The sequence below is a fragment of the Paracoccus kondratievae genome (assembly GCF_009301415.1).
In the GTDB taxonomy this organism is placed as follows: domain Bacteria; phylum Pseudomonadota; class Alphaproteobacteria; order Rhodobacterales; family Rhodobacteraceae; genus Paracoccus; species Paracoccus kondratievae.
Genome location: NZ_CP045072.1, coordinates 2,063,212 through 2,088,197 on the forward strand (window position 1 = coordinate 2,063,212; position 24,986 = coordinate 2,088,197).

Here is a 24,986-nt window from a genome sequence, read left to right on the forward strand (position 1 = left end):
GCGCCTCCTCAGCCCAGCTTGATGGTGGTTTCGTTGACGAATTCGGCAACGGGAATGTGCAGGTTCTGCGGTGCGGGCCCTTTGCGGATACGGCCCGCCGTGTCGTAGTGCGAACCGTGGCAGGGGCAGAACCAGCCGCCGAAGTCACCGGTGCCGTTACCGATCGGCACGCAGCCCAGATGGGTGCAGACGCCGATCATCACCAGCCATTCGCCCGCTTCGTCGAGCGTACGGTTTTCATCGGTGGCGGGCTCACCGGGTTTGTTGGGGTTCTCGGCGCTCTGGTCGATCAGCTCGTTGAGCTTGACCGCCCGACCGGCCTCGATCTCTTCCTCGGTCCGGCGGCGGATGAACACAGGCTTGCCGAGCCATTTCACCGTCAGCTGGGTGCCGGTCTCGACGCCGCTGACATCGACCTGAATCGAGGCAAGCGCCTGAACGTCGGCCGACGGGTTCATCTGGTTGACAAGGGTCCAGGCAGCGGCCCCGGCCGCGACGGTGCCGGCACCGGCAGTCGCGTAGTAGAGGAAATCCCTCCGGGTGGCGCCGTGATCGCCTGCGTGTTCGTCTGCGTGGGACACGGGTCTGATCTCCATTTATGCCCCGGGAATCGGGGCGATACGACGGAACGGGCCGTGTCATTGCACAGCCCTCGCCGGGCGGTTCTAGCGATCAAATCCGCGTCAGTCCAGCGGCCCCGGTGCGCCCAGACGCTGCAAATTGGCGCAGGTGTGGATTTTTGGTTGCGCGGGAAGACACAGCTTGTCAGCTGTTTGCGCTAAAGCAGACCCTGGCTGCGAAAGCTAAGCTCGCGGGATCGTCCGATGATCAGGTGATCATGGATGATGAGGCCCATCACCTCGGCTGCAGCCTGGATCCGGCGGGTCACGGTGATATCCGCCTGCGACGGGGTTGGATCGCCCGAGGGGTGATTGTGGACGAGAATCAGGGCCGAGGCATTCAGCTCAAGCGCCCGGCGCATGATCTCGCGCGGGTAGACAGGGACATGATCAACGGTGCCCCTTGCCTGTTCCTCATCCGCGATAAGCACGTTCTTACGGTCAAGGTAAAGGACACGGAACTGTTCGACCTCGCCATGCGCCATGGCTGTGTGGCAATAGTCCAAAAGCGCATCCCAGCTGGTCAGAACTGGCCTGTGCATGACGCGGGCGCGTGCCAGCCGCTGCGCCGCAGCCTCGACAATCTTTAGCTCTTGGATGACCGCAGGGCCAACGCCCGTCACCTCGGCCAACCGGGCGGGCGGGGCCGAAAGGACGCGGTTGAAATCACCAAACCGGTCCAGCAGCAGCCGCGCGAGCGGCTTTACATCCTGACGGGGGATGGCGCGGAAAAGCACCAATTCCAGCATTTCATAATCGGGCATCGCCGCCGCGCCGCCCTGCATAAAGCGTTCACGCAGCCGGGCGCGATGATCGGCGATATAGCTGGGAAGACGGCCGGCACTCCCTGAAAGGGCGACGGCCGCCAGGGTTTCATCCTCGGCCGGTCGCGAAACCGAGGAAAACAGCGGCAGAGGCGCTTCGTGAAAGGCATGATTCGTTCCCATACCGTCAGGTTGGCACAGAAACGATGAACAGCCGGTTAACGCCCGTTCAGCCCTTCATCTCGTCCCAAAACCCTTTGATTTTCTGAAAGAAACCTTGGGTCTGAGGGCTGTTATCGGCGCTGATCGCGTCAAATTCGCGCAGAAGCTCTTTTTGACGCGTGGTCAGGTTAACCGGCGTTTCGACCACCAGTTCGATCAGCATATCGCCCGATTCGCCGTTCATGCCCGGCCCGTGGCGCAGGGGTGGCATCCCCTTGCCGCGCAGGCGCATCTGCTTGCCGGATTGCGTGCCCGGCGGGATGCGGACGCGAGAGCGGCCGCCGTCGATGGTCGGAACCTCGATCTCGCCCCCCAAGGCTGCGGTGGCCATGCTGACCGGAACCTGACAGGCAAGCATGCGCCCGTCACGGATAAAGATCGGGTGATCTGCCACCTCGATGAAGATATAGAGATCGCCCGCAGGTCCGCCGCGCATCCCGGCCTCACCCTCACCTGCAAGGCGGATACGGGTGCCGGTTTCCACCCCGGCGGGGATATTCACCGCAAGCGTGCGGTCTTTTTGTACCCGGCCGGCGCCACGGCATTCCTGACAGGGATTCTTAACGATCTGGCCCTGGCCGTTGCAGGTGGGACAGGTGCGCTCGACGGTAAAGAAACCCTGCGTTGCCCGGACTTTGCCCATGCCTGAACAGGTCGGACAGGTGACGGGTTCGACAGCGCCTTCGGCTCCGGTGCCGTTACAGGCGGTGCAAGAAACCGAGCCCGGCACGGTGATGGTTTTCTGGATGCCGTTATAAGCCTCTTCCAGTGTGACGCGCAGGTTATAGCGCAGATCCTGGCCGCGGCTGGTGCGCGAGCGTCCCCCGCCTCCGGCGCGGCGGCCCATCATGTCGCCGAACAGGTCTTCGAACACATCAGCGAAGGCCGAGCCGAAGTCGGCATGGCCGTTGCCGCGACTGAATCCGCCGAACCCGCCGCCACCATTTTCAAAGGCTGCGTGACCGAAACGGTCATAGGCGGCCTTTTTCTGGTCGTCCTTGAGGCAGTCGTAAGCTTCGTTCAGTTCCTTGAACGCCGCTTCTGAGACTTTGCAGTCTTTGTTGCGGTCGGGGTGCAGCTGTTTCGCCTTGGTGCGATAGGCCTTTTTGATCTCTTCGGCCGAGGCGCCCCGAGAAACGCCGAGCACCTCGTAATAGTCACGCTTCGCCATATCGTTTGCGTCCGGGGTCTTTCAAGAAATGACCGGCCTGTGCGGGTCTGCAGCGGGCCGGCCGATGGGTTCACATCACGCTTACTTGCGCTTGTCTTTGCCGAGATCCTCGAAATCGGCATCGACAATCTCATCGTCCACGTCGCGCGGGCCAGCCTCGTGATCGGCACCCTCGGCGTCGGACTGGGTGGCTTTATAGATCGCCTCGCCCAGCTTCATCGAGGCGTCCATCAGGTTCTGGATACCGCCGCGGATTTTGCCTGCGTCCTCGGACTTGAGGGCCTCTTCCAGCGCACCAATGGCCAGTTCGATCGCCTCGACGGTCGAGCCATCCACCTTGTCGCCGTGCTCTTCCAGCGACTTCTTGGTCGAGTGGATCAGGCTTTCGGCCTGGTTCTTGGTCTCGACCAGTTCCTTGCGCTGCCGGTCGGCCTCGGCGTTAGCCTCGGCGTCCTTGACCATACGTTCGATATCCTCATCCGAGAGGCCACCCGAAGCCTGGATGGTGATCTTTTGCTCGCGCCCGGTGCCCTTGTCCTTGGCGCTGACGCTGACGATACCGTTGGCGTCGATGTCGAAGGTCACCTCGATCTGCGGCATGCCGCGCGGCGCCGGGGGGATGTTTTCCAGGTTGAACTGGCCAAGCAGCTTGTTGTCTGCGGCCATTTCACGCTCACCCTGGAAGACCCGGATGGTCACGGCGTTCTGGTTATCCTCGGCGGTCGAGAAAATCTGCGACTTCTTGGTCGGGATGGTGGTGTTGCGGTCGATCAGGCGGGTGAACACACCGCCCAGCGTCTCGATCCCCAGCGAAAGGGGCGTCACGTCGAGCAGCACCACGTCCTTGACGTCACCTTGCAGCACACCGGCCTGAATGGCCGCACCAAGCGCCACGACCTCATCGGGGTTCACACCCTTATGCGGCTCTTTGCCGAAAAAGGCGGTTACTTCCTCGATGACCTTCGGCATGCGGGTCATACCGCCGACCAGAACGATCTCATCAATGTCGCCTTTGGACAGGCCGGCATCTTTCAGCGCGTCCTGAACCGGCTTCATCGTGCGCTTGATCAGGTCACCGACCAGGCTTTCCAGCTTGGCGCGGGTCAGTTTCATGACCATGTGCAGCGGCGTGCCCGAGTCTTTGTCCATCGAGATGAACGGCTGGTTGATCTCGGTCTGGCTCGAACTCGACAGTTCGATCTTGGCCTTTTCGGCGGCTTCTTTCAGCCGCTGCAGCGCCATCTTGTCTTTCGTCAGATCGACGCCGTGTTCTTTTTTGAACTCTTCGGCCAGGTAGTTGACGATGCGCATGTCAAAGTCTTCACCACCAAGGAAGGTATCCCCGTTGGTGGATTTGACCTCGAACAGACCGTCGTCGATTTCAAGGATGGTGATATCGAAGGTCCCGCCGCCAAGGTCATAGACGGCGATGGTCTTGGAATCCTTCTTGTCCAGACCATAGGCCAGCGCGGCTGCGGTCGGCTCGTTGATGATGCGCAGGACTTCGAGACCCGCAATCTTGCCGGCGTCCTTGGTGGCCTGACGCTGGGCGTCGTTGAAATAGGCGGGAACCGTGATCACCGCCTGGGTGACGGATTCGCCCAGGTAGGATTCAGCGGTTTCCTTCATCTTTTGCAGGATGAAGGCGGAAATCTGGCTGGGAGAGTATTTCTCGCCCCGGACCTCGACCCAGGCGTCGCCATTGCCACCGTCGGCGATGACATAGGGGACGAGGTTCTTGTCTTTCTCGACTTCAGCGTCGTTGATGCGGCGGCCGATCAGGCGCTTGACGGCAAAGACCGTATTCGACGGGTTGGTCACCGCCTGCCGCTTTGCGGGCTGGCCGACCAGACGTTCACTATCGGTGAAGGCAACGATCGAGGGCGTGGTACGCGCACCCTCCGAGTTCTCGATGACCTTTGGTTGGCTGCCATCCATGATGGCAACGCAGCTGTTGGTGGTTCCGAGGTCGATGCCGATGACTTTGGACATGCAATAACCTTTCTTACGGCGATATTCTGGGCCTTGGGTCCTCAAGAGGCCCCCGAGACCTGATCCCAATGTTTGCCTTCAGAGACCCTGATCCGGGGCCCCCTCAAGCTTCATGGGCCTATATAGGAAGGGGTCTGGCGGCCTGCAAGCAGACCTGAACGCAGAAAATAGATCGTCTTGTATCTCTTTCGACCACAGGGCTGGCGAAGGCACCGATCCGTTCGGGACCTGATGGAACGACCGGTAAAACGCGACACTCAACGTCCCGCCGACCAGCTGATCGAGGCCGCCTTGCGCGTAAAGAACTCGGCCATCAGCCCGATCATCAGCAGCGTCAGCGCGGCATAGATCGGGTAGTCCAGCGACGAATTGCGCGGTGAATAGTTGATAAAGGCAAAGCCCCGGGTCTGGTCGATGACATGGAACAGCGGGTTCCATGAAAACATGTGCAGCAGAAAGTTGGGCATCATGTTAGCGACGAACATCTTGCCGGAAAATACCATGTTCAGGCGCTGATAGAACTGTGTCAGCACCTGCGCGGTCTGGGGCGACCAGGGACGGATCGCCAGAAAGATCAGCCCGACACAGCAGCCCGAGAACCAGGCCAGCAGCAGCATGCCATAACAGCCCAGCGGGTCGTCCAGATGGATGGGCTGGATCATGTAATGATAGCCGGCCAGCACGACGACGGCAGAGAATGTTTGCCGGTAAAGCGCGGCCAGCGCCGTGGCCGTGATCATCACCGCCGTGTTCATCGGTCCGTGCTTCAGCATCGGGTTGCTGGGATTGCCCGAGGCCGAGACCGCAGCCATGGTCTGGGTATGGGCCATGAACATGAAGATACCAGACATGATATAGACGATGTAATCGCCCCGGATCGGTGCGCTGCGAACGCCCATGACGGCAAAGATCAGATAAAAGCCGGCGATCATGGCGATTGCCTGAATCACCGTCATCAAGAGCACCATCACGGCGCTGCGGTGCCCCTTGCGCAGGTTGTTTACAGTGACATGATAGATCAGCGCCAGCGTTGTGAAGGCTGCCTCGACCATGTTGCGGCTGCGTCTGGGAGTGAACATGGGCGGCTCGGTTCTGCCAGGGGTTTCGACTGCGGCTTGCAGGGGCGCTTGCCCTATACCGCTCCGGGCATCATATGTAAGCCGACTGTCATATTCAATCGGCGCCGCAGCCCGCAGGCTTCCGGTCGGAAAGGAAAAAACATGCAATTCGATCAGATGATCGCCGAGATGCGACGGCTTGCCCTGCAAGCCGGGGCCGAGATCATGAAGATCTATGGAGCCGAGGACTTTGAGGTTCGGGCGAAATCCGACGCCTCTCCGGTGACCGAGGCGGATGAAGCGGCCGATGCCCTGATCTCTGCCGGGCTGCGCGCCGCTTTTCCCGATATCCCGCTGGTGACCGAGGAACAGGCCGCAACCCATGGCCAAATCCTTTCGACCTTCCTGATCGTCGATCCGCTGGACGGCACCAAGGAATTCGTTCAGCGCCGGGGCGATTTCACCGTCAATATCGCCTATGTCGAAGATGGCGTGCCCCGCCTTGGCGTCGTTTATGCCCCCGCCAAAGAGCGGCTTTTCTACACGGCTGCGCAAGGCGGATCGGTCGAGGAAAAGGGGCCGTTTAGCGATGTTCCGGGCGAGGTTACGCCGATCGGCGTCAATTCGATGCCTGATAACCGGGCGCTGATGGTCGTGGCCTCGAAATCGCACCGTGATGCGGCGACCGATGCCTACATTGCCCGTTACGGGGTCCGCGACATGACCTCGGCGGGCTCTTCGCTCAAATTCTGTCTGGTTGCAACGGGTGAGGCCGATCTTTACCCCCGCCTTGGCCGCACGATGGAGTGGGACACCGCCGCAGGCGACGCCGTTCTGCGTGGTGCAGGCGGTCAGGTGGTACGCTTTGACGATCACACACCGCTGGAATACGGCAAACCGGATTTTGAGAACCCGTTCTTTATCGCCTTTGCCCCCGGCGTGCTGCTGGTCAAGGACTGACGCCCATGTCCGTCGTCATCATCATCCCCGCCCGCCATGCCTCGACCCGCTATCCCGGCAAGCCTCTGGTCGAATTGCGCGGAGCCACGGGTGAGGGACAAAGCCTGATTCGCCGCAGCTGGGAGGCAGCGCGTGCCGTCCAGGGCACCGACCGGGTGATCGTCGCCACTGATGACGAGCGCATCCGCGACCACGCCGAGGGTTTCGGGGCAGAGGTCGCGATGACCTCGACCTCTGCCCGTAACGGTACCGAGCGCTGTGCCGAGGCGGTGGCGCGGCTGGGGCTGTCGCCCGAGATCGTGGTAAACCTGCAAGGCGATGCGCCGCTGACCCCGGCATGGTTTGTCGAGGAACTGGTCGCCGGGCTGCGCGCCGATCCGGGGGCTGATGTGGCGACGCCGGTCCTGCGCTGTAGCGGAGCGATGCGGTCCGAGCTGATCGCCGACCGCGTGGCCGGTCGTGTTGGCGGCACCACCGCCGTCTTTGGGCATGACCGCCGGGCGCTGTATTTCTCCAAAGAGGTCATACCCTACGCCGCGGCGGATTTCGGTCCGGGCGATCCGACCCCGGTCTATCACCATGTCGGTGTTTATGCCTATCGCCCCGAGGCGCTGGCCGAATATCCGACATGGGACGAAGGCCGGCTTGAGGCGCTGGAAGGGCTTGAACAGTTGCGCTTTCTTGAACGCGGGCGGCGTATTCTCTGCGTCGAGGTTGAGGCCCGGGGCCGCGAGTTCTGGGAACTGAACAACCCCTCGGACGTGGCCAAGCTAGAGGCGATGATGCAACGTATGGGCATCGCCTGATGTCCGAAAGCGGGATGCCTGCGACCAGTATCGTCGTCATCTCGCGGCATCGGCCGCAGGCATTGGCCCGCTGCCTGACCACCTTGGCCGATCAGACCCACCCAAGGCTTGAGGTCGTGCTGGTTGCTGACCCCGCCTCGGTTGGTATCCGCCCGGATCTGCCGCTGAAACGTGTCGTCTTTGACCGTGCCAATGTCTCGGCTGCACGGAATGAGGGCCTTGCGCTTGCTGCGGGCGAGGTAGTGCTGTTCATTGATGATGACGCTCTTGCCGAACCCGGCTGGGCCGAGGCATTGGCCGCCCCCTTTGCCGATCCGCGCGTGATCGCGGCGACCGGCTTTACGCGGGGGCCGGATGGGTTGCGCTGGCAGGTCCGGGGCGAACGGATCACGCCTTCGGGAAACACAACGCCCCTGAATATCGCCCGCACAACGCTGCTTGAGCCAGAAAATGGCTGTCCGGTCAGCACCATCGGCACGAACTGTGGCTTTCGTCACAGGGCGCTGATCGCCGTCGGCGGCTTTGATCCCGCCTTTGCCTATCACCTCGACGAAAGCGATGTGAACATGCGTATGGCGGCCCGGTTTCCCTTGGGGCTGACGGCTGTGGTTCCCGCCGCGCAGGTCCTGCACGGTGTGGCCCCTGGCACTGGACGGGGCGAAGCCGGGGTGCCCCATGATCTGACGGCTGTCGGTCGCTCGGCCGCGATTTTTGCCGCGCGCCATGGGGGTAAGACAGACTGGCTACGCGACAACCAACGCCGGCGGCTGTTGCGCCACATGGTCGCCGGGCGGCTTGATCCGCTGGCGATCGGACGAATCCTTGCGACCCTTGATCGTGGTCTGAGCGAGGGGCGGGACCTTGCGCCCAGCCCGCCTGTCTGGGACCGGCCCCCTCCGCCGCCGTTCCAGAGCATGCCCCCTGCGACAGGGGATCAGCCGCTGCTTCTTGCAGGGTGGCATTGGCATGCCCGGCGTTTGCGTGCCCGCGCGGCACGGGCAGCGGCCGAGGGGCGTCGGGTGGTTCTGCTGCTTTTAACGCCCAGCTTTCTGCCCCATCGGCTGACCCTTGTGCCAGGGGGCTGGTGGGAGCAAAATGGGGGCCTGTGGGGGGCGTCCCGTTCGGGCGATCCTCCGGTTCTCTTTCTGGGAAAGCGCGCGCGTATCTTGCGCGAAAGAGGGAATTTGCCTGGACGGAGAGAATGAACAGGCGGAAAATCGCCAAAATATACTATAATCGATTCACTTTGCTTATTTTTGGGAACAACTGCACCCCCCAAGCGCTTGTTGCGAAGGTGCTGACAAAGGGGGATAAGATCCCCAACGCGTCAGCGCAAAGATCAGGAGACGGAATTCATGAGTCGCAAAGTCACCAAAGCCATCTTTCCTGTGGCTGGACTGGGGACCCGCTTTCTACCCGCCACGAAGAGCATTCCAAAGGAGATCATGACTTTGGTGGATCGGCCGCTGATCCAATACGCCATTGATGAGGCGCGGGCGGCCGGGATTAAGGAGTTCATCTTTGTTACCTCGCGTGGCAAGGGTGCGCTTGAGGATTATTTCGATCATGCCCATGAACTGGAATCGAATCTGAAAAAGGCGGGCAAGAACGACCTGCTCGACACCCTGCGTTCGACCAATATGGAATCGGGCGCCATCGCCTATATCCGCCAGCATAAGGCGCTGGGGCTTGGCCATGCCGTCTGGTGTGCCCGCCGCCTGATCGGGGATGAGCCCTTTGCCGTCATCCTGACCGATGACGTCATCATGGGTGAGCCGCCCTGCCTGCAGCAGATGATCGAGGCCTATCAAGAGACTGGTGGCAGCATGGTCGCCACCATGGAGGTTGCTGCTGAAAAGACCCAGGCCTATGGCGTGCTTGACGTGGCCGAGGACATGGGTGCCATCGTGCGCGCCCGCGGCATGGTGGAAAAGCCCAAGGAAAACCCGCCTTCGAACCTTGCGGTGATCGGACGCTATATCCTTGCACCGACCGTGCTTGGTAACCTCAACAAGCTCAAGCAAGGCTCGGGCGGCGAGATCCAGTTGACCGACGCGATTGCCGACGAGATCGCCGAGGGCCGCGACGTCTTTGGCCTGCGTTTCCGCGGCCAGCGTTTTGACTGCGGCTCAAAGGCCGGCTTCCTGCAGGCGACCGTTGCCTTTGGTCTGGCGCGCGACGATCTGAAAGATGAGTTCGCGGAATATCTGTCCGACGTTCTGGCTGTGCGCAAGGCGGCGGAATAGGCCTCATGACGGATACGGTATTGGTGACAGGCGGTGCGGGCTACATCGGTTCGCATGCCTGTAAAGCGTTGCGTGCAGCAGGTTTTCAGCCTGTAACCTATGACAATCTTTGCACCGGCTGGCAGCAGGCGGTGAAATTCGGCCCGTTCGAGCAAGGCGATCTTATGGATCGCGCGCGGCTTGACGAGGTCTTTGCCAGGCACCGGCCCGTTGCCGTGATGCATTTTGCTGCGCTAAGTCAGGTCGGCGAGGCGATGCGCGAGCCGGGCAAATACTGGCGTGGCAATGTCGGCGCCTCGCTTAGCCTGATCGAGGCGACGCTGGCGGCCGGGGTGCGCAACTTTGTCTTCAGCTCGACCTGTGCCACTTATGGTGATCATGACGGCGTGGTGCTGGATGAAAATACCGCTCAGACGCCGCTGAATGCCTATGGCGCCTCGAAACGCGCGATTGAGGATATGTTGCGCGATTTCGGGGCCTCGGACGGGCTGCGCTCGGTCATCTTTCGCTATTTCAACGTGGCGGGCGCTGATCCTGATGGCGAGGTGGGCGAGTTCCATCAGCCCGAGACCCATCTGATCCCGTTGATCCTAGATGCCATCGACGGCAAGCGTCCGGCGTTGACCATCCACGGTACCGATTACCCGACCCATGATGGCACCTGCATCCGCGACTATGTCCATGTCATGGATCTGGTCGAGGCGCATGTGCTGGGGCTGAAATACATGCTGGACGGCAAGGTCGCCGACGGCAAGCAAGAGGTGTTCTGCCTTGGCACCGGCAACGGCTTTTCAGTGCGCGAGGTGATCGACCACTCCCGCCACGTCACCAACCGGCCCGTTCCTGTGACCGAAGGGCCGCGCCGTGGCGGCGATGCGGTCAAGCTGGTTTCTGGCAGTGAAAAGGCGGTCAGGATGCTTGGCTGGAACCCGGCACGCTCGACCCTGCCACAGATGATCAGCGACGCCTGGCGCTGGCATCAGAACGGCGGATATGAAGCGTGATCCCGCGCTTTTGCTGGATGTCTCGCGGCTGATCTCGCGGCTTGGCGGCGGGCCGGCGACGGGGATCGACCGGGTCGAAGCTGAATGGCTGGCCCATCTTCAGGGCCGGCCGCATCTTTTACTATGCCGGGTCCCACGAGGTCAGCTGCTGCTGCCGCCCCCTGCCGGGGCGGCAATTTTGCGCTGGCTTGACGGCGGTACCGAGGACCTGCCCGCCCCTGGCCTTTTTGACCGGCTGCGAGGGCGCAGGACTTTGCCCGCGCGGGCCGGGGCTGCGTTGCGCCGCATGGCGCTGAGGTGCAGTGGGCGAATGGGGCGGGGTCTTGGCCCCGCCGCGCAGGCTTATCTGGACGGCGCGGTCTACCTGAATGTCGGTCATGCCAATCTGCGGGCCGATCTGCTGGCGAATCTGCGGCCTCTGCCTCGTGCGGTGATGATCCACGACACCATCCCCCTGGATCACCCCGAATTTACCCGCGCGGGACAGTCGGACAAGTTCCGCGCCCGTTTTTCCGCGGCGCTGGGACAGGCCGAGGTGATCCTGACGGTGTCCGAGGCGACACGGACCGATGTGCTGCACTGGCGCGAAAGGCTGGGTCTGCCGGACCGTGCCAAGGTCGTCGCCACACCCATCGGGACAAGGCTTGCGGCCCCCGATCCTGCGCATCTGCCTGCCGATCTGGACCTGTCTCGCCCGTTTTTCGTCACACTTGGCACAATCGAGCCCCGCAAGAACCATGCGTTGCTGCTTGACGTATGGCAGATGCTTGAACGCACCCCTGACCCGCCGCAGCTTTTCATCATCGGTCGTCGGGGCTGGGAAAACCGCGAGGTTTTCTCCCGCCTTGATCGTCTGTCGCCAAATGGGCCGGTGCGTGAGCTTTCCGGACTGGATGATGCTGCGGTGGCAGAGCTGATCCGGCGCAGCCACGGGTTGCTGATGCCCAGCCGGGCCGAGGGCTTTGGCCTGCCTCTGACCGAGGCGGCAGGTCGCGGCGTCCCCGTCCTTGCCACCCCTTTGCCGGCCGCGCGCGAGATGCTGGGCGATTACGCCATCTGGCTTTCGCCCGATGCCCCCGCCGACTGGGCAAAAGAAATCGCAAGGCTGGCGGCAGCGGCACCTTTCAGGCTACAACCACTTCAAATCTCTGGTTGGGAGAGGCACTTTTCCCTTCTCTACCAGGGGTTGTTCGAAGCATTGCGCGCTTCTGCTGTCACCGTTATGTGAAACCTTAAAAGGTCAAGTGGATCAGTGTCGCGCACGCTAAGGATTATTCGACGCAATCTGAAGTTCCGTGCCCGCCGTCAATGGCTGCTTGGGCGCGCAATTCGGCGTTGCTATCGGCTGCGCAGGGTCAGCGATAACAGCTCACGCATACGTCCCGACGATATTCTGCTGTTCATGACCATGCGCAATGAGTCGGTTCGACTGCCGTGGTTTCTTGACTATTACCGCAAGCTGGGCATCCGGCATTTTCTGGTCGTCGATAATGGTTCGGATGACGGCGGGCGGGAATATATGGCCCGGCAGAAAGATGTTTCGCTGTGGCTGACCCGTGCCAGCTACAAAGACTCCCGCTTTGGTATGGACTGGATCAACTGGCTGCTGCACCGTTACGGTGCCGGGCATTGGTGTCTGACTGTCGATCCCGATGAATTCCTGATCTACCCCCACCACGACACCCGTCCCCTGCAGGCGCTGACGGACTGGCTGGATGCGAGCAACATTCGCTCGTTCTCGGCCATGCTGCTGGACATGTATCCCAAGGGTTCGATCGCGGCCGAGCCTTATCAGCCCGGGCAGGACCCGTTTGAGCTGGCGCGCTGGTTCGATCCGGCGAATTACGTCATTCGCAAGAACGGCGGCTACGACAATCTGTGGATTCAGGGCGGGCCGCGGGCGCGGATGTTCTTTGCTGACGATCCCGCCAGCGCCCCTGCGTTAAACAAGATCCCGCTGGTGCGCTGGCAGCGCGGGCAGGTCTATGCCAGTTCGACCCATATGCTGCTGCCGCGGTCGCTGAACCGGGTCTATGACCAGAACGGCGGAGAAAAAGCCTCGGGCTGCCTGTTGCATGCCAAGTTCCTGTCCACCTTTGTCGAGAAATCGGCTGAAGAGCTGACCCGCCGCCAGCACTATGCCAACAGTCAGGAATACCTTGCCTATCATGCCGGTCTGCGTGAGGACCCCGATTTCTGGTGCGAGGAATCCCGCGAATTTCAAGGCTGGCGACAGCTTGAGGATCTGGGCCTGATCTCCAGAGGGAACTGGGCATGATCGACAGCACGATCAAGCTGGGCGTCGTAATGCTCTGCCATGAAGAGCTGGCGGTTGCCGCGCGCATGGCCCGGGTCTGGGCCGATGGTGGGGCCGCGGTGTCCGTTCATGTCGACGGCAAGGTCCCGGCACGCGATCTGGCGGCGATGGGCGCGACGCTGGCTGATTTGCCGCAAGTGGTATTCAGTCCGCGTCACAGCTGCGAATGGGGCACCTTCAGCTTGGTGCGGGCGACGCAGGACGCCGCGGCCGTGCTGCTCAACCGGTTCAAAGATGTCACGCATGTGCTGGTCGTTTCGGGTTCCTGTCTGCCCTTGAGACCGGTACACGAACTGTGCGCCTATCTTGCGCAACATCCCACCCGCGACTTTATCGAAAGCGTCACCGCCGAGGATGTCGGCTGGACGGTTGGCGGGCTGAACGAGGAACGCTTTACGATGCGTTTCCCCTTTTCGTTCCGTCGCCAGCGCTGGCTGTTTGATCATTATGTCAGCCTGCAACGCCGGGTGAAATTCCGACGCCGTATACCTCAGGGGCTGGTTCCGCATCTGGGTTCGCAATGGTGGTGTCTGACGCGAAATACGCTGCACGCCATTCTGAACGATCCGCGCCGGTCCGAGTTTGACCGCTATTTCAGCCGCGTCTGGATCCCGGATGAAAGTTATTTCCAGACGCTGGCGCGGCGGCATTCGATGAATATCGAAAGCCGCTCGCTGACGCTGGCAAGGTTCGACGATCAGGGCAAACCCTGCATCTTTTACGACGATCACCTTGAGCTTTTGCAGCAGTCTCGCTGTTTTGTCGCCCGCAAGATATGGCGAGGGGCCAAGCAGCTTTATGCCCATTTCCCCCATGCCGCGCCGACGGGCAGGACGATTGCCGATCCCCGACCCGAGCGGGTGGACCGGCTGATCAGTCAGGCGGTGGCCCGTTGCCGTCTGGGCCGGCCCGGGCTTTACATGCAAAGCCGTTATCCGCTGAAGGACCGCGAGAATGGCAAGACCGCCGCGCCCTACGCGATGTTTCAGGGCTTTGCCGACCTGTTTCCGGATTTTGAGCCCTGGCTCGCCAGCCGGATCGACGCGGATGTGCATGGCCATCTTTTCGCGGTGCATGGGGTTGAGTTCGCCGAACGCCGCCCGATTGGTCCCGGTGCGCTTTCTGACAGCGCCGGTTTGCGCGATGTGGATCAGCGCGGTTTCATCGCCAATCTGATCCGGGTGTCGCGGCGTATGCAGGTGTGGCAGTTCAGCCCGCGTGACCGGCAAGAGATGAACTGGTTCTTTGCCACCGACCCCAATGCGCAAATGTTCATTGTGACCGGGGCGTGGGCGGTGCCACTTCTGCATTCGGGGATGCCTTTTGACGACATCCGCCGCGTTGCTGCGACCCTGCAGCGCATTGAACTGAAACAGATGGATGTGCTGAAATCGGTCTGGCTCAAGGCTCAGGTCGAGATCTGGGATCTTAGCGATTTTTGTGCCCGTCCCTCGGCTGTGTTGGGCAGCGTCCTGCGCCGGCTTGGCGGTGACCCCGAAGCAGCTGCCAACCTGCCCAAGATGCGGGACATTGCCGGGATGGGGCGCTTTTTGCAAAGGCTGCGTAATGCCGGCCTGCGTCCGCAGCTCATGGGCGATTTCTCTCCGGTCAATCCCGGTGGCTCGCCCGCTGCCTCTGCCCAGGAAAGACCATGACCATGACCCAGCCCTTCCGCCGTTATGTCATCTTTGCCGAGATGCGCACCGGCTCGAACCTGCTTGAGGCGACGCTGAACGCGATCAAGCGCGTCACCTGCTTTGGTGAGGCTTTCAACCCCTACATGATGGGCTGGCCCGACAAGGATGAGCTGTGCGGCATCACCAGGGCCGAGCGGGAGGAAGACCCCCACCGGTTGCTGCGTGCCATTTTCGAGCGGCCGAACCACCTGCCGGGGTTTCGCTATTTCCACGATCACGACCCGCGTGTCTTTGATGCGATCATCGAGGACCGTTCCTGCGCCAAGATCATCCTGACCCGCAATCCGGTGGACAGCTATGTCTCGACCGAACTGGCGCGGGCCACCAATCAGTGGAAGCTGAACGAGACCGAGACTCCGATCCCCGCCGCCATCCGCTTTGACGGCGCCGAGTTTCGCAAGGTCACCGAAGAAATCGAGGAATTCCAGCTGCGTGTCATGAATCGGTTGCAGGTCACCGGGCAAGCCGCCTTCTGGCTGGGTTACGAGGATTTGCGCGACGCCGGGGTAATGACCGGCCTGTTGCACTGGCTGGGCCGCACCGATCTGGAGCGGGTCGAACCGGCCAGCGATCAGGTGCCTCAGAACCCACGTGAACTGTCCGAAAAGGTCGAGAATTTTGACGAAATGCAGGCCGAGCTTGCGCGTCTTGACCCGTTCATGCTGCGCCGCATCCCGAATTTTGAACCGCGCAAGGGGCCTGCCGTCCCTTCGTTCATGGGGGCCGAGGCAGGCAAGGGGCTGATCTTCATGCCGATCAAGGGCGGCCCTTCGACGGCGATTGCAGGTTGGTTGCGGGCGATGGGCGATGTCGTGGGCGATTTCAACCAAAACAGCCTGCGCCAGTGGAAGCGCCAGCATGTGGGCCACCGCAGTTTTACCGTGCTGCGTCATCCGTTGCCCCGCGCCTGGACGGCGTTCGAAACGCTGCTTGGGACCCGCAAGGCAGAGCTGCGCGAAATGATGCGGCAGATCTACCGCGTCGCCCTGCCTGCGGACGAAGAGCTGCCAACGCTGGCGCAGGACCGCAAGGTCGAACTGTTCCTGGCGTTTCTGGACTTTCTGCGCCGTAACCTGAATGGCCAGACCAGCCTGCCCAGCTATCCCGGCTGGGCCAGTCAGTCCGAGATTCTTGCCGGGTTTTCGCGTTTTGGTGCGCCCGACATGGTCCTGCGCGAGGCGGATCTGTCGCGCGATCTGGCCTGGCTTGCCGACAGTGCCGGGATCAAGCAGCCGGCAAACCTCCCCGACCCCGAGCCTATCCCTGCATTCCTGAACGAACAGGAACTGCGCTCGGCGGCGAAAAAGGCCTATCTGCGCGATTACGTCGCCTTTGGCTTTGCGGGGCAGTCCTAGTCCGGATCGGACATTCACCGCATCCGGGGCATAGCGGCAACCAGACAAACGAATCCCTGAAGGTAAACGGCTCTTCGGTCATATCGAGTGGCGAAGCGGCGGAAGTACTTCATCTGGCTGAAGCAACGTCCGATGTGGTTGCGATGCGCACAGGCGCGCTCATCGTGCGGAATGATGATTTTACGCAAGCCGTTTGACGGGATGACCGCTTCTGCTCCGATGCCGGCAATGATTTGCCGCAAGGCTTTGCTGTCACAGGCTTTATCGACCAGCACGAGATCACCGCTCTGTCGCTGCGGAAGAGACGAGGCCTGCGTAATCTCGCCAACCTGGCCGGCCTTTATGATGAACCGCGACGGTCTGCCCAGGGCATCGGCCTGCATGTGGATCCTGGTGGTCAGCCCGCCTCGGGAACGCCCCGGCGCCTGATCCCTGCCCCCCTTTCCAGATGCCGCCTGCTGATGAGCACGCACAATCGCGCAGTCGATCATCAGTTACTGATTGTCACGATCGGCCGTCAGCGTCTTGAAGACCTGCTCCCAAAGCCGTGCCGGAAATTCCGACACTGATCTTGTAAGAGAGCCTTTAATAGAACCAGTAAGCCCGCCTGACGCGAACGCAGGTGGTCCGGGCAGCCTCCTGGCGGTCGAAATCTTTTGATAATCGCATCCCAAGCCCCGGAAACAGAAACACTCATTGGAACTGTGGCAGGCTGCTGAGAAAAGCGGGGTGGATGCGCAGCGCGTCATTGCCGCAGCAAAGCACTACCGCGATGGATGATGGGGTACAGATCCCCGGTACATCGCATCGGCGGATAACTGGCTGGAACAGTGCAGGTGAAAAGAGGTGGCCGACAATGTGCGGCAAGAGCCATCTCCAGCTGGAAGTGCTCAAGGCGTCGAAGCAACCGCAGAGATGCTGGCCAGCAAGATCAGGCAAGGGGTCTATGTGATGCCGGGGGGCTGACTGCCGCTATCGTGCAGGTAATCCGCGCAAAGGCGCTAGCTCACACAGGAACAGCTTGCACAGGCTGGGGTGCGCAGGTTGGCTTCCGCTTTGCGGCTCTTGTCGGTGCCGCTGCATCCGGGGGGGATCACATAGCGCCGGAACAGGCCGACACCGCCAGCGAACAGCATGAAGGGTGACACAAACAGAAAGGCGATCATGCCGTCGAGCCAGATCGTCGAGGAATCCGACGCTACCCAGGTGCCGAAAGCTATCCCGGCCAGGACGAAGAATGCGGCCACGCCGAGCATGAAGGCCGATGCCTTGCGCCAGCTTTCGACCGAGCGGCCCCACCCGCCGCGGATCGCCCCGCAGGCAGGGCAGGTCGGGGCCTCGGCATGGATCTCGGTCATGCAATGCGGACATTGGTAGGCATCGGCTGGTCCTGAAAATAAACATGCAGGCACGTCCGGCACGAAGCGACCAGCGAGGGTGAAAGCTGCAAAGGAACGAGAGCAGAAGGACAACAGCTTTGAGCGAAGAATTCGCAGGCAATACATAATACGGCGATATGGCAGGATATCGGGATCCTTGACACGATGGTGTTTGGTCGCCGGATTATGAAATGCAGTGGCGTTCGCGTTTTTGGAAGCGCGAACGCCACCTCGTCTGCTCGGATCTTTCGCATCCCAAGAAAATACTGGTTTGCGGCTCGGGGCAGCTCCGTCTCAAATGCTGGTCACACTCTTCTCTTGAGTTATTATCGGTTAATAGCCCGCGGCTGGAGGAATGAAGATTTTGAAACACTATGCGCATACGGGTATTCGTGAGGATCGAAGCGATTGGCAATTGCTGGCCGACCATCTCGAAAATACGGCTGCTCTGGCTGCCGAGCGAGCTGAACCCCTCGGGTTGCGGGCAGCGGCGCATATGGCTGGCCTTCTTCGTGGCGTTCGCCGAGGCAACCGCCCGCCCCAAGCCGGCGCATTACATGACCGTGCAAATGGTCGATGACTTGCTGTCGAGCGCGGAAATACCCAGGGGCGAGCGCACCCGGCAGGAGTATTGCCTCTGGGCGCTACGCTTCGCTGTGGCGTTCAAGGACGACCCCGCCGCGATGTTCGAGGAACCCGAGGTGCGAGGCGAGGTCAATGAATGGCGCAAGCAATGGGCGCATTCGCCGCGCCAGTACGACTATGCCGGAACCGTGGTGACGCGGATCCTCAATTGGGCCTGGAAGGACGTCGGCAAGCTCCGGATGCCCTAGGCGACTTTCGGACGGTCTATGAGGTGGATCGTTCGGAAATCGTGTGGACTCCGACGCAGCGTAAAGCTGTTGGCGCCATCGCGCCGGAGTGGGTGCAGCGCATCTTTACTGCCGGCTGTGAAACCGGGCTACGGCCGGCCGACGCGCCTGCATCGCAACCAGATCGAGAGGACGCCGCAGGGCCACCGCATCCGTATCAGGACGAACAAGCGCAAGCGGACGGCTACTATCCCGGTGACACCCGCCATGGCCGGGCTGATCGACACCACGCCCGCCGACCGCGTGTCGATCCTGGCAGTGATCGCGGGCGGGCCATGACCGGGCGCCACGCCTCGGACAGCCTGCGCTACTGGCGGAACAAGGCGGGGCTGACACCCGAGGCCTTGGAGTATGATTTGCGGCTCCAGGATACGCGTGGGACCGCTGCTACACGTCTGCTGAATGAGGGCTTGAACTGGCGCATATCGCCTCGCACATGGGCTGGTCGGTCCGCTACGCGGCAGCCGTAATCGAGCATTACGCCCGTGTCTCGCCGGATGAATCGGACGGCATTCTGGTCAAGCTTGCCCAAGTGAAAGGGGGGCGAAGTGAACGAAACTGCAAACGCTGGAATGCGAGGAAAACCCGATATGGCACAAGCTCTTGAAAAGGCTTGGAGGCGGGTACCGGAATCGAACCGGTCTTCACGGATTTGCAATCCGCTGCGTAACCTCTCCGCCAACCCGCCGGAGCCTCGTGTTTGCTAGGGTTTTCGATTGATGGGGTCAAGGGGGTTGTTGCGATCCGCACCTCTTTCCCCGCGAGGTAGGCGGACCCCCGTTCCGCGCCGAGGCATGACCGGGGGCTTAGAAGGGCTGGGTCTTGAGTTGAAACCTATAACTTTTCTTGAATGCCGGCGGGCGGGATGCTTCAAACTCCCGACTTGGGGAGGGATCATGAGTGAGCCTTACCGGCTGACAGACGCGCAGATTAAGCAGCTGCGGCCGTTCTTTCCGAAGTCCCGAGGCAGGACGAGGGCCGATGACCTGCGGGTGTTGAGCGGGATAACTTCTTCCAGCGCAATGGGTTAATGTGAAAGGTCGCGCCTGCGGCCATGCCCCGCCGAAGACGCTCTGCAACGGCTGGAAGCGGTGGAGCCGGATGGGCGTGTTCGCCACGATCATGACCGAGCAGGCTGCCGGAGCGCAGAAGACCGGGATCGTAATGATCGACGCGACCCACGCCAGGGCCCATCGAACCGCATCGAGCCTGGCGGTTCAAAAGGGGTCGCCGACGGCTGATCGGGCAGACCAAGAGGCGGTCTGAACCCGAAACTGCACGTCCTGGCGGATGCAAAGGGCCGTCCGATCCGGATGCTCCTGTCGGCAGGCCAGACCTCCGGCTACATTGGCGCGCGGGCACTGCTGTCCTCGATCCCTTCGGCCGGGGCGTTGCTCGCAGACCGTGGTGCCCTGCCCCCCGCGGAAGTTCCTTCGCCGTGATGTAGAGTCTGCCCAATCTGCAGGAGCAGACGAGATGAGGAAGAGCCGTTTTACCGAAGCGCAAGATTATTCGGAATGATCAAGGATCAGGAGGCTGGTTTGCCCACGTCCGAGCTTTGTCGGAAGCATCGGCTAAGCTTCGCGACATTCTGCAAGCTGAAGGCGAAGTATGGCGGCATGGAGCTGTCTGACGCCAAGCGGCTGAAGCAGCTTGAGGACGGGAATGCGAAGCTCAAGCGCCCGCTGGCCGATGCCATGCCTGACAACGCGGTGCTGCGGGCGATGAGGGATCATCCGATCTCTCAACGCCGCGCCTGCGTTCTGATCGGCGTCGATCCGAAAACGGTGCGGCGCAAGCGGCCGCCCGATAACCCGGAGTTCCGTGGGGAGATGCGCAAGATCGCTGAGCGGCACCGCCGCTTCGGCTGTCGGCGCGTGGGCATCATGCTGGAGCACAAGGGCATGGTCATGAACGAGAAGAAGCTCTGCCGGATTTACCGGGAGGAAGGTCTGTCGGTGCGGCGCAGGCGCGGTCGCAAGCGGGCGTGCGGCAGACGGCCCCCATACCAGTGCCGTTGCTGCCGAACCAGCGATGGTCACGGGACCTCCTCTGCCGTGTTTAGATCCACGCCCCCGCGAAGGGGGCGACCCCGCGCGGGGTCCGCACGAGGGGGGGGCTTATACAGTTTCGATCCACGCCCCCGCGAAGGGGGCGACCCAGATCGGCGGCGGGATCGCAGCCCATCTTTGGGTTTCGATCCACGCCCCCGCGAAGGGGGCGACGCGCTACTTGCGGCCCTTGCTGGATCATCAGCATGTTTCGATCCACGCCCCCGCGAAGGGGGCGACGGATGGCGAATTTGTCGCGCCTGTGACGGTGGAAGTTTCGATCCACGCCCCCGCGAAGGGGGCGACAGTTTATCCTGATTAGCCTTGTCGAATTTATCAGTTTCGATCCACGCCCCCGCGAAGGGGGCGACGACAAGGGCGTCGGGCAGTTCGGCATAGGTGCGCGTTTCGATCCACGCCCCCGCGAAGGGGGCGACTCTGGCAGCGCCAGAAGTTCATCACGAACATCGCGTTTCGATCCACGCCCCCGTATAGGGGATTGCGAATATGATCCTGCGATGCCCGTGGCGTACCGCGTGGTCCAGCGCGAAACCCAACGAGGCCAGCGTCTTGCCACCGCCGGTGGGCACGGTCAGCGTAAAAAGACCCGGCGTCATCGCGGAGCACTTCCGGACATGCGCCAGGATATCCGCGCGCAGGCGATTGATCGGACCACCCTGGTCGAACCCCGCCATATGCGCATCGAAGGCGCTCCTCCATTCCGGCAACAGATCGGCCAGTGCCGGCCAGTCGCGATCCGGCTGCGTGCCGTTCAGCCCGGCATAGAATGCCTCGGTGTCACGGAAATCCGCGTCAACCAGACAGGAAAACACCATGCGCGCCGCGACCGACAGGTCAAAGCCGCAAGAGGCCGGGCGCATCAGCTTAGCCAGCTCCCTGGCGACCGGGCCAAAATCTGGGCTGGCCGCGGCCGAGATTTCCGGCGCGATCGGGTCGCGGAAGGTCTCAAACCGGCGCTCCATACTGCTGTCGGCGCCATGGCGATCAGGCAACCCGGCGTGATGGCCCAGGATGGCATAGCCGATCACTTCAGAAACTGGTCGCAAACCGGCAGGCGTCCTGGCATGTAGCAGGGCAGCCCCGGCGGTCGAATGATCCACACGCAATTTTTCGCCGGACAGGATGCGATCAAAGGCGGGATCATATTTGCCAAAGTCATGGAAAAGGCCAGCCATATGCGCCGCTGCCCGCAACCCGAGGGGTTCAGCTCGCTCGGCAGCCAGAGCAGCCGTATTTTCGAGATGGTCGGCCAGCAATTGCCAATCGCTTCGATCCTCACGAATACCCGTATGCGCATAGTGTTTCAAAATCTTCATTCCTCCAGCCGCGGGCTATTAACCGATAATAACTCAAGAGAAGAGTGTGACCAGCATTTGAGACGGAGCTGCCCCGAGCCGCAAACCAGTATTTTCTTGGGATGCGAAAGATCCGAGTAGACGAGGTGGCGTTCGCGCTTCCAAAAATGCGAACGCCACTGCATTTCATAATCCGGCGACCAAACACCATCGTGTCAAGGATCCCGATATCCTGCCATATCGCCGTATTATGTATTGCCTGCGAATTCTTCGCTCAAAGCTGTTGTCCTTCTGCTCTCGTTCCTTTGCAGCTTTCACCCTCGCTGGTCGCTTCGTGCCGGACGTGCCTGCATGTTTATTTTCAGGACCAGCCGATGCCCACCAATGTCCGCATTGCATGACCGAGATCCATGCCGAGGCCTCGACCTGCCCTGCCTGCGGGGCGATCCGCGGCGGGTGGGGCCGCTCGGTCGAAAGCTGGCGCAAGGCCTCGACCTTCATGCTCGGCGTGGCCGCATTCTTCGTCCTGGCCGGGATAGCTTTCGGCACCTGGGTAGCGTCGGATTCCTCGACGATCTGGTTCGACGGCATGATCGCCTTTCTGTTTTTGTCACCCTTCATGCTGTTCGCTGGCGGTGTCGGCCTGTTCCGGCGCTATGTGATCCCCCGGATGCAGCAGGGCTGGCACCGACAAGAGCCGCGAAGCGGAAGCCAGCCGTCAGCCCGAAGCGCACCTCGATCTGCCTCAGCGCCGAGGCGCACAAATCCCTGCGGATCGAGGCGCTGCGGCGCGACATCACCATGAGCCAGCTGATCGCGCAGGCGCTGGCAAATCATGTTCTCACCTTTGACAGCGCCGACGGATGGAATGCCAGCCCCTCCGGCGGTCTTTCTTTATGCAAGCAAAGCCCAGAACTGCGGGACACCTGCGTCATCAATTGCGGAGCCCCTGATTGCCCGGATCGTCGCGTCATTGTTCATACCGACACCCCATTACAGGCGGGGTTGTGGCCACTCGGACCGATGTTTCAGCACACAAGTTCCGGAGGAACTTTACCGACCTGCCGGAGAGCGGGTTCAGACCCATCATCTGCTCGCTGGCCGAGCATGAAAATCAGGTCTGCGCCGCGTATTCTCAGCAATCGCGACACCAGATCAGAACAGTTGAGAGCTGAGCCAGTCGCTTATCAAGCTGCTGGGCCTGAAGGACTGTTTCTACCTGTTCTGGTTTGTAGCTCCCGACGCGAATCAGGGCCTCAATTGCGCCTCCCAGGCGGCTTATCTCCCACGTGAATGCGGAAATCCCGACGCAAATGGTTAACGCCCTCAAGGTGGTATCGCATCCATAAGAAAGCAGCTGTTACCACCCATAAGGATGAAAAAATCAAACACAACCTACGGGAGATTATAGTTTTTTTGTCCCTTTTCATCCCGAATCCGTGTTAAAAACATGCGGTCGCTCCTGCTTCTGCCCCACCAGATCCAGACCAGAAGCTGTTAACACATTGAAAATGTATTAGCGGCCGCAGATCACAGGCTTTGCATCCCAACCGAAATGCTTTTATGGATAAAGCAGGTCGATCATGTGTGGCTGTTTTAGTGTCTGAGTTGCTGTTCTGCGGGCATTGCAGGACAGTCAGGGTAATGAGGGGTGCTTGCGGATGGCTAGGGTCAGGACCCATTGATTTCAGGTCTGTTGCGTGATTCACGGCTCGAAAACGAGCGGTGAACATGTCTGATCTCTTCTGGCTGACCGACGCGCAGATGGCGCGGTTGGAGCCCTATTTCCCGAAGCCCCACGGCAAGCCTCGTGTCGATGATAGGCGCGTCTTGAGTGGGATTATCTTCATCAATCGCAATGGCTTACGGTGGCGCGATGCGCCGAAAGAGTATGGTCCGCACAAGACGCTTTATAATCGTTGGAAGCGGTGGAGCGACAAGGGCATCTTTGCGCAGATGATGGCTGGCCTGGCCGCTCAGCACGGCGAGAAAAAGACAGTGATGATCGACGCCACCTATCTGAAAGCCCATCGCACCGCGTCCAGCCTGGGCGCGAAAAAAGGGGGCGTGGCCGCCTGATTGGCCGCACCAAGGGCGGCATGAATACCAAGTTACATGCCATCTGCGACAGCAAGGGCCGCCCGATCAACTTCTTTGTCTCTGCCGGTCAGATCAGCGATTACATCGGAGCGCGGGCACTGCTCAGCAGCCTGCCGGATGTCGACTGGCTGCTCGGGGACCGTGGCTACGACGCCGATTGGTTCCGGGAAGCGTTGCAAGACAAGGGCATACGCGCCTGCATCCCCGGCCGGAAACAGCGGAAAACTCCGGCAAAATATGACAAGCGCCGCTACAAACGCCGCAACCGCATCGAGATCATGTTCGGCCGGCTCAAGGATTGGCGACGTGTCGCAACCAGATACGACCGGTGCCCCAAGGCCTTCTTCTCCGCCATCGCTCTCGCCGCCATCGTCATCTTTTGGCTATGAGTCCGGAGCCTAAGGCTCTTCCGGTGACGCGTGGTCGCAAATTCCTGCAAGTGCTGGAAGGCGCGCGCACGATCTTTCTGCGCGACGGTTTTGAGGGGGCAAGCGTCGACGACATCGCCCGGACTGCGGGTGTCTCCAAAGCCACGCTCTATAGTTATTTCCCGGACAAGCGGATCATGTTCATGGAGGTCTTCCGCCATGAACTGGCGCGTGAGGCCACCGACACCGGCGCGCTGATCGACGTGGATCTGCCGGTTGAGCAGGTACTACCCTTTCTCGTCCAGATCATCTCGACCTATGTGACTTCTGATATCGGTCTGCGCGTCTTTCGGGTCAGCGTGGCCGAGGCCGAACGGTTTCCCTTGCTTGCGCAGGAATATTACGAATCCGGCCCGGCCCTGCTGCGCCAGCAGCTTGTCAAATACCTTGATCGCTGCGTCCAACGCGGCGAATTGCGCATCCCGGATCTTGAACTGGCTGCCAATCAGCTCATCGAGCTGGCTGGCACTGCGATCCACGACCGCGCCCTGTTCCTTGGGCCGCAATCGGTGGACAGGGAACTTGTACGCAAAGTGAATCGCGGCGCCGTAACTATGTTTCTTGCCTGCTATGGAAGCGGCAAGAGCTCGCTGATGGAGGCGGCCGAATAGGCGTATCCCACCGCAAA

General features: G+C 61.3%; 22 protein-coding genes, 1 tRNA gene, 2 pseudogenes and 1 CRISPR repeat array. Of the genes and pseudogenes, 16 read left to right on the forward strand and 9 right to left on the reverse strand.

Annotated elements, in window-relative coordinates; translation table 11 throughout:
- Window positions 1-8: 8 nt before the first annotated feature.
- The 5 genes from petA to F8A10_RS10355 all read right to left on the reverse strand — a co-directional run bounded on the left by petA (window position 9) and on the right by F8A10_RS10355 (window position 5,848).
- Window positions 9-596 carry a ubiquinol-cytochrome c reductase iron-sulfur subunit gene (gene petA / locus F8A10_RS10335; protein WP_010397244.1) on the reverse strand — a complete coding sequence of 196 codons (588 nt, stop codon included), beginning with the start codon at window positions 594-596 and terminating at the stop codon, window positions 9-11.
- 182 nt (window positions 597-778) lie between these two features.
- On the reverse strand, window positions 779-1,567 hold the full coding sequence (radC, locus tag F8A10_RS10340) for a RadC family protein (RefSeq protein WP_152367240.1): 789 nt from the start codon (window positions 1,565-1,567) through the stop codon (window positions 779-781).
- Window positions 1,568-1,613: 46 nt separating this feature from the next.
- Window positions 1,614-2,777 (reverse strand): molecular chaperone DnaJ, encoded by a 1,164-nt coding sequence (gene dnaJ / locus F8A10_RS10345; RefSeq protein WP_010397248.1) that lies wholly within the window; start codon window positions 2,775-2,777, stop codon window positions 1,614-1,616.
- An 81-nt stretch (window positions 2,778-2,858) separates the two neighbouring features.
- Window positions 2,859-4,769 carry a molecular chaperone DnaK gene (gene dnaK, locus F8A10_RS10350; protein WP_010397250.1) on the reverse strand — a complete coding sequence of 637 codons (1,911 nt, stop codon included), beginning with the start codon at window positions 4,767-4,769 and terminating at the stop codon, window positions 2,859-2,861.
- Window positions 4,770-5,026: 257 nt separating this feature from the next.
- A complete protein-coding gene (locus F8A10_RS10355) occupies window positions 5,027-5,848 on the reverse strand; it encodes an ABC transporter permease (RefSeq protein WP_193668123.1) in 822 nt (273 codons plus the stop codon).
- Between the two features lie 141 nt (window positions 5,849-5,989).
- On the opposite strand from F8A10_RS10355, the gene cysQ reads away from it, so the two are divergent.
- From cysQ to F8A10_RS10400, 9 genes are all read left to right on the forward strand, one after another.
- Complete coding sequence (gene cysQ, locus F8A10_RS10360; protein ID WP_152367242.1) at window positions 5,990-6,787, forward strand: 3'(2'),5'-bisphosphate nucleotidase CysQ; 798 nt, start codon at window positions 5,990-5,992, stop codon at window positions 6,785-6,787.
- A gap of 5 nt (window positions 6,788-6,792) precedes the next feature.
- Window positions 6,793-7,593, forward strand: coding sequence for a 3-deoxy-manno-octulosonate cytidylyltransferase (locus F8A10_RS10365; protein ID WP_010397255.1), 801 nt, complete (start codon window positions 6,793-6,795; stop codon window positions 7,591-7,593).
- Complete coding sequence (locus tag F8A10_RS10370) at window positions 7,593-8,798, forward strand: glycosyltransferase family 2 protein (protein ID WP_085502607.1); 1,206 nt, start codon at window positions 7,593-7,595, stop codon at window positions 8,796-8,798. Before F8A10_RS10365 ends, F8A10_RS10370 begins: the two co-directional genes overlap by 1 nt.
- 150 nt (window positions 8,799-8,948) lie before the next feature.
- On the forward strand, window positions 8,949-9,839 hold the full coding sequence (locus tag F8A10_RS10375; RefSeq protein WP_010397259.1) for a UTP--glucose-1-phosphate uridylyltransferase: 891 nt from the start codon (window positions 8,949-8,951) through the stop codon (window positions 9,837-9,839).
- 5 nt (window positions 9,840-9,844) lie between these two features.
- Complete coding sequence (gene galE, locus F8A10_RS10380) at window positions 9,845-10,843, forward strand: UDP-glucose 4-epimerase GalE (RefSeq protein WP_010397262.1); 999 nt, start codon at window positions 9,845-9,847, stop codon at window positions 10,841-10,843.
- Window positions 10,833-12,071 carry a glycosyltransferase family 4 protein gene (locus tag F8A10_RS10385; RefSeq protein ID WP_152367243.1) on the forward strand — a complete coding sequence of 413 codons (1,239 nt, stop codon included), beginning with the start codon at window positions 10,833-10,835 and terminating at the stop codon, window positions 12,069-12,071. The genes galE and F8A10_RS10385 overlap by 11 nt, the downstream gene beginning before the upstream one ends.
- Before the next feature lie 24 nt (window positions 12,072-12,095).
- Complete coding sequence (locus F8A10_RS10390) at window positions 12,096-13,121, forward strand: glycosyltransferase family 2 protein (RefSeq protein WP_010397267.1); 1,026 nt, start codon at window positions 12,096-12,098, stop codon at window positions 13,119-13,121.
- Window positions 13,118-14,815: a DUF5927 domain-containing protein gene (locus tag F8A10_RS10395; protein ID WP_010397268.1), complete on the forward strand. Its 1,698-nt coding sequence runs from the start codon at window positions 13,118-13,120 to the stop codon at window positions 14,813-14,815. The genes F8A10_RS10390 and F8A10_RS10395 overlap by 4 nt, the downstream gene beginning before the upstream one ends.
- The gene (locus F8A10_RS10400) at window positions 14,812-16,212 is read left to right on the forward strand and encodes a sulfotransferase (RefSeq protein ID WP_227493381.1); all 1,401 of its coding nucleotides are present in this window, start codon (window positions 14,812-14,814) and stop codon (window positions 16,210-16,212) included. Before F8A10_RS10395 ends, F8A10_RS10400 begins: the two co-directional genes overlap by 4 nt.
- A gap of 14 nt (window positions 16,213-16,226) precedes the next feature.
- Here the strand turns inward: F8A10_RS10400 and F8A10_RS10405 are convergent, their stop codons facing one another.
- The gene (locus tag F8A10_RS10405) at window positions 16,227-16,703 is read right to left on the reverse strand and encodes an IS5 family transposase (protein WP_152367244.1); all 477 of its coding nucleotides are present in this window, start codon (window positions 16,701-16,703) and stop codon (window positions 16,227-16,229) included.
- A gap of 510 nt (window positions 16,704-17,213) precedes the next feature.
- Complete coding sequence (locus F8A10_RS10410) at window positions 17,214-17,570, reverse strand: zinc ribbon domain-containing protein (RefSeq protein ID WP_227493382.1); 357 nt, start codon at window positions 17,568-17,570, stop codon at window positions 17,214-17,216.
- Window positions 17,571-17,983: 413 nt separating this feature from the next.
- Between F8A10_RS10410 and F8A10_RS21415 the strand changes: the two genes are divergently transcribed.
- Both F8A10_RS21415 and F8A10_RS21420 read left to right on the forward strand, forming a co-directional pair.
- Window positions 17,984-18,424, forward strand: a complete 441-nt coding sequence (locus F8A10_RS21415) for a hypothetical protein (RefSeq protein WP_227493383.1) — start codon at window positions 17,984-17,986, stop codon at window positions 18,422-18,424.
- A 117-nt stretch (window positions 18,425-18,541) separates the two neighbouring features.
- The gene (locus tag F8A10_RS21420; protein WP_227493384.1) at window positions 18,542-18,742 is read left to right on the forward strand and encodes a hypothetical protein; all 201 of its coding nucleotides are present in this window, start codon (window positions 18,542-18,544) and stop codon (window positions 18,740-18,742) included.
- Between the two features lie 335 nt (window positions 18,743-19,077).
- Here the strand turns inward: F8A10_RS21420 and F8A10_RS10420 are convergent.
- Window positions 19,078-19,151 (reverse strand) — tRNA-Cys (locus F8A10_RS10420).
- Window positions 19,152-19,359: 208 nt separating this feature from the next.
- On the opposite strand from F8A10_RS10420, the pseudogene F8A10_RS21425 reads away from it, so the two are divergent.
- Together F8A10_RS21425 and F8A10_RS21900 are read left to right on the forward strand one after the other, a co-directional pair.
- Window positions 19,360-19,872 (forward strand): annotated as a pseudogene (locus F8A10_RS21425) (IS5/IS1182 family transposase); the annotation flags it as partial.
- Window positions 19,873-19,980: 108 nt separating this feature from the next.
- A pseudogene (locus F8A10_RS21900) lies at window positions 19,981-20,376 on the forward strand (transposase); the annotation flags it as partial.
- A 146-nt stretch (window positions 20,377-20,522) separates the two neighbouring features.
- Window positions 20,523-20,951: a CRISPR direct-repeat array (repeat unit 32 nt; unit sequence GTTTCGATCCACGCCCCCGCGAAGGGGGCGAC).
- A 21-nt stretch (window positions 20,952-20,972) separates the two neighbouring features.
- On the opposite strand, the gene F8A10_RS21905 reads toward F8A10_RS21900, so the two are convergent.
- Window positions 20,973-21,851, reverse strand: a complete 879-nt coding sequence (locus F8A10_RS21905) for a CRISPR-associated endonuclease Cas3'' (RefSeq protein WP_406611522.1) — start codon at window positions 21,849-21,851, stop codon at window positions 20,973-20,975.
- A gap of 376 nt (window positions 21,852-22,227) precedes the next feature.
- Between F8A10_RS21905 and F8A10_RS10435 the strand changes: the two genes are divergently transcribed.
- The 3 genes from F8A10_RS10435 to F8A10_RS10445 all read left to right on the forward strand — a co-directional run bounded on the left by F8A10_RS10435 (window position 22,228) and on the right by F8A10_RS10445 (window position 24,969).
- Window positions 22,228-22,635 carry a zinc ribbon domain-containing protein gene (locus F8A10_RS10435; RefSeq protein WP_227493385.1) on the forward strand — a complete coding sequence of 136 codons (408 nt, stop codon included), beginning with the start codon at window positions 22,228-22,230 and terminating at the stop codon, window positions 22,633-22,635.
- A gap of 926 nt (window positions 22,636-23,561) precedes the next feature.
- Window positions 23,562-24,319 (forward strand): IS5 family transposase gene (locus F8A10_RS10440; protein ID WP_152366692.1). Its coding sequence is split into 2 segments (ribosomal slippage): window positions 23,562-23,898 and window positions 23,898-24,319, totalling 759 coding nucleotides; the frame shifts between segments, so codons are not numbered across the junction.
- Window positions 24,316-24,969, forward strand: a complete 654-nt coding sequence (locus F8A10_RS10445) for a TetR/AcrR family transcriptional regulator (protein WP_152367245.1) — start codon at window positions 24,316-24,318, stop codon at window positions 24,967-24,969. The genes F8A10_RS10440 and F8A10_RS10445 overlap by 4 nt, the downstream gene beginning before the upstream one ends.
- Window positions 24,970-24,986 lie beyond the last annotated feature (17 nt).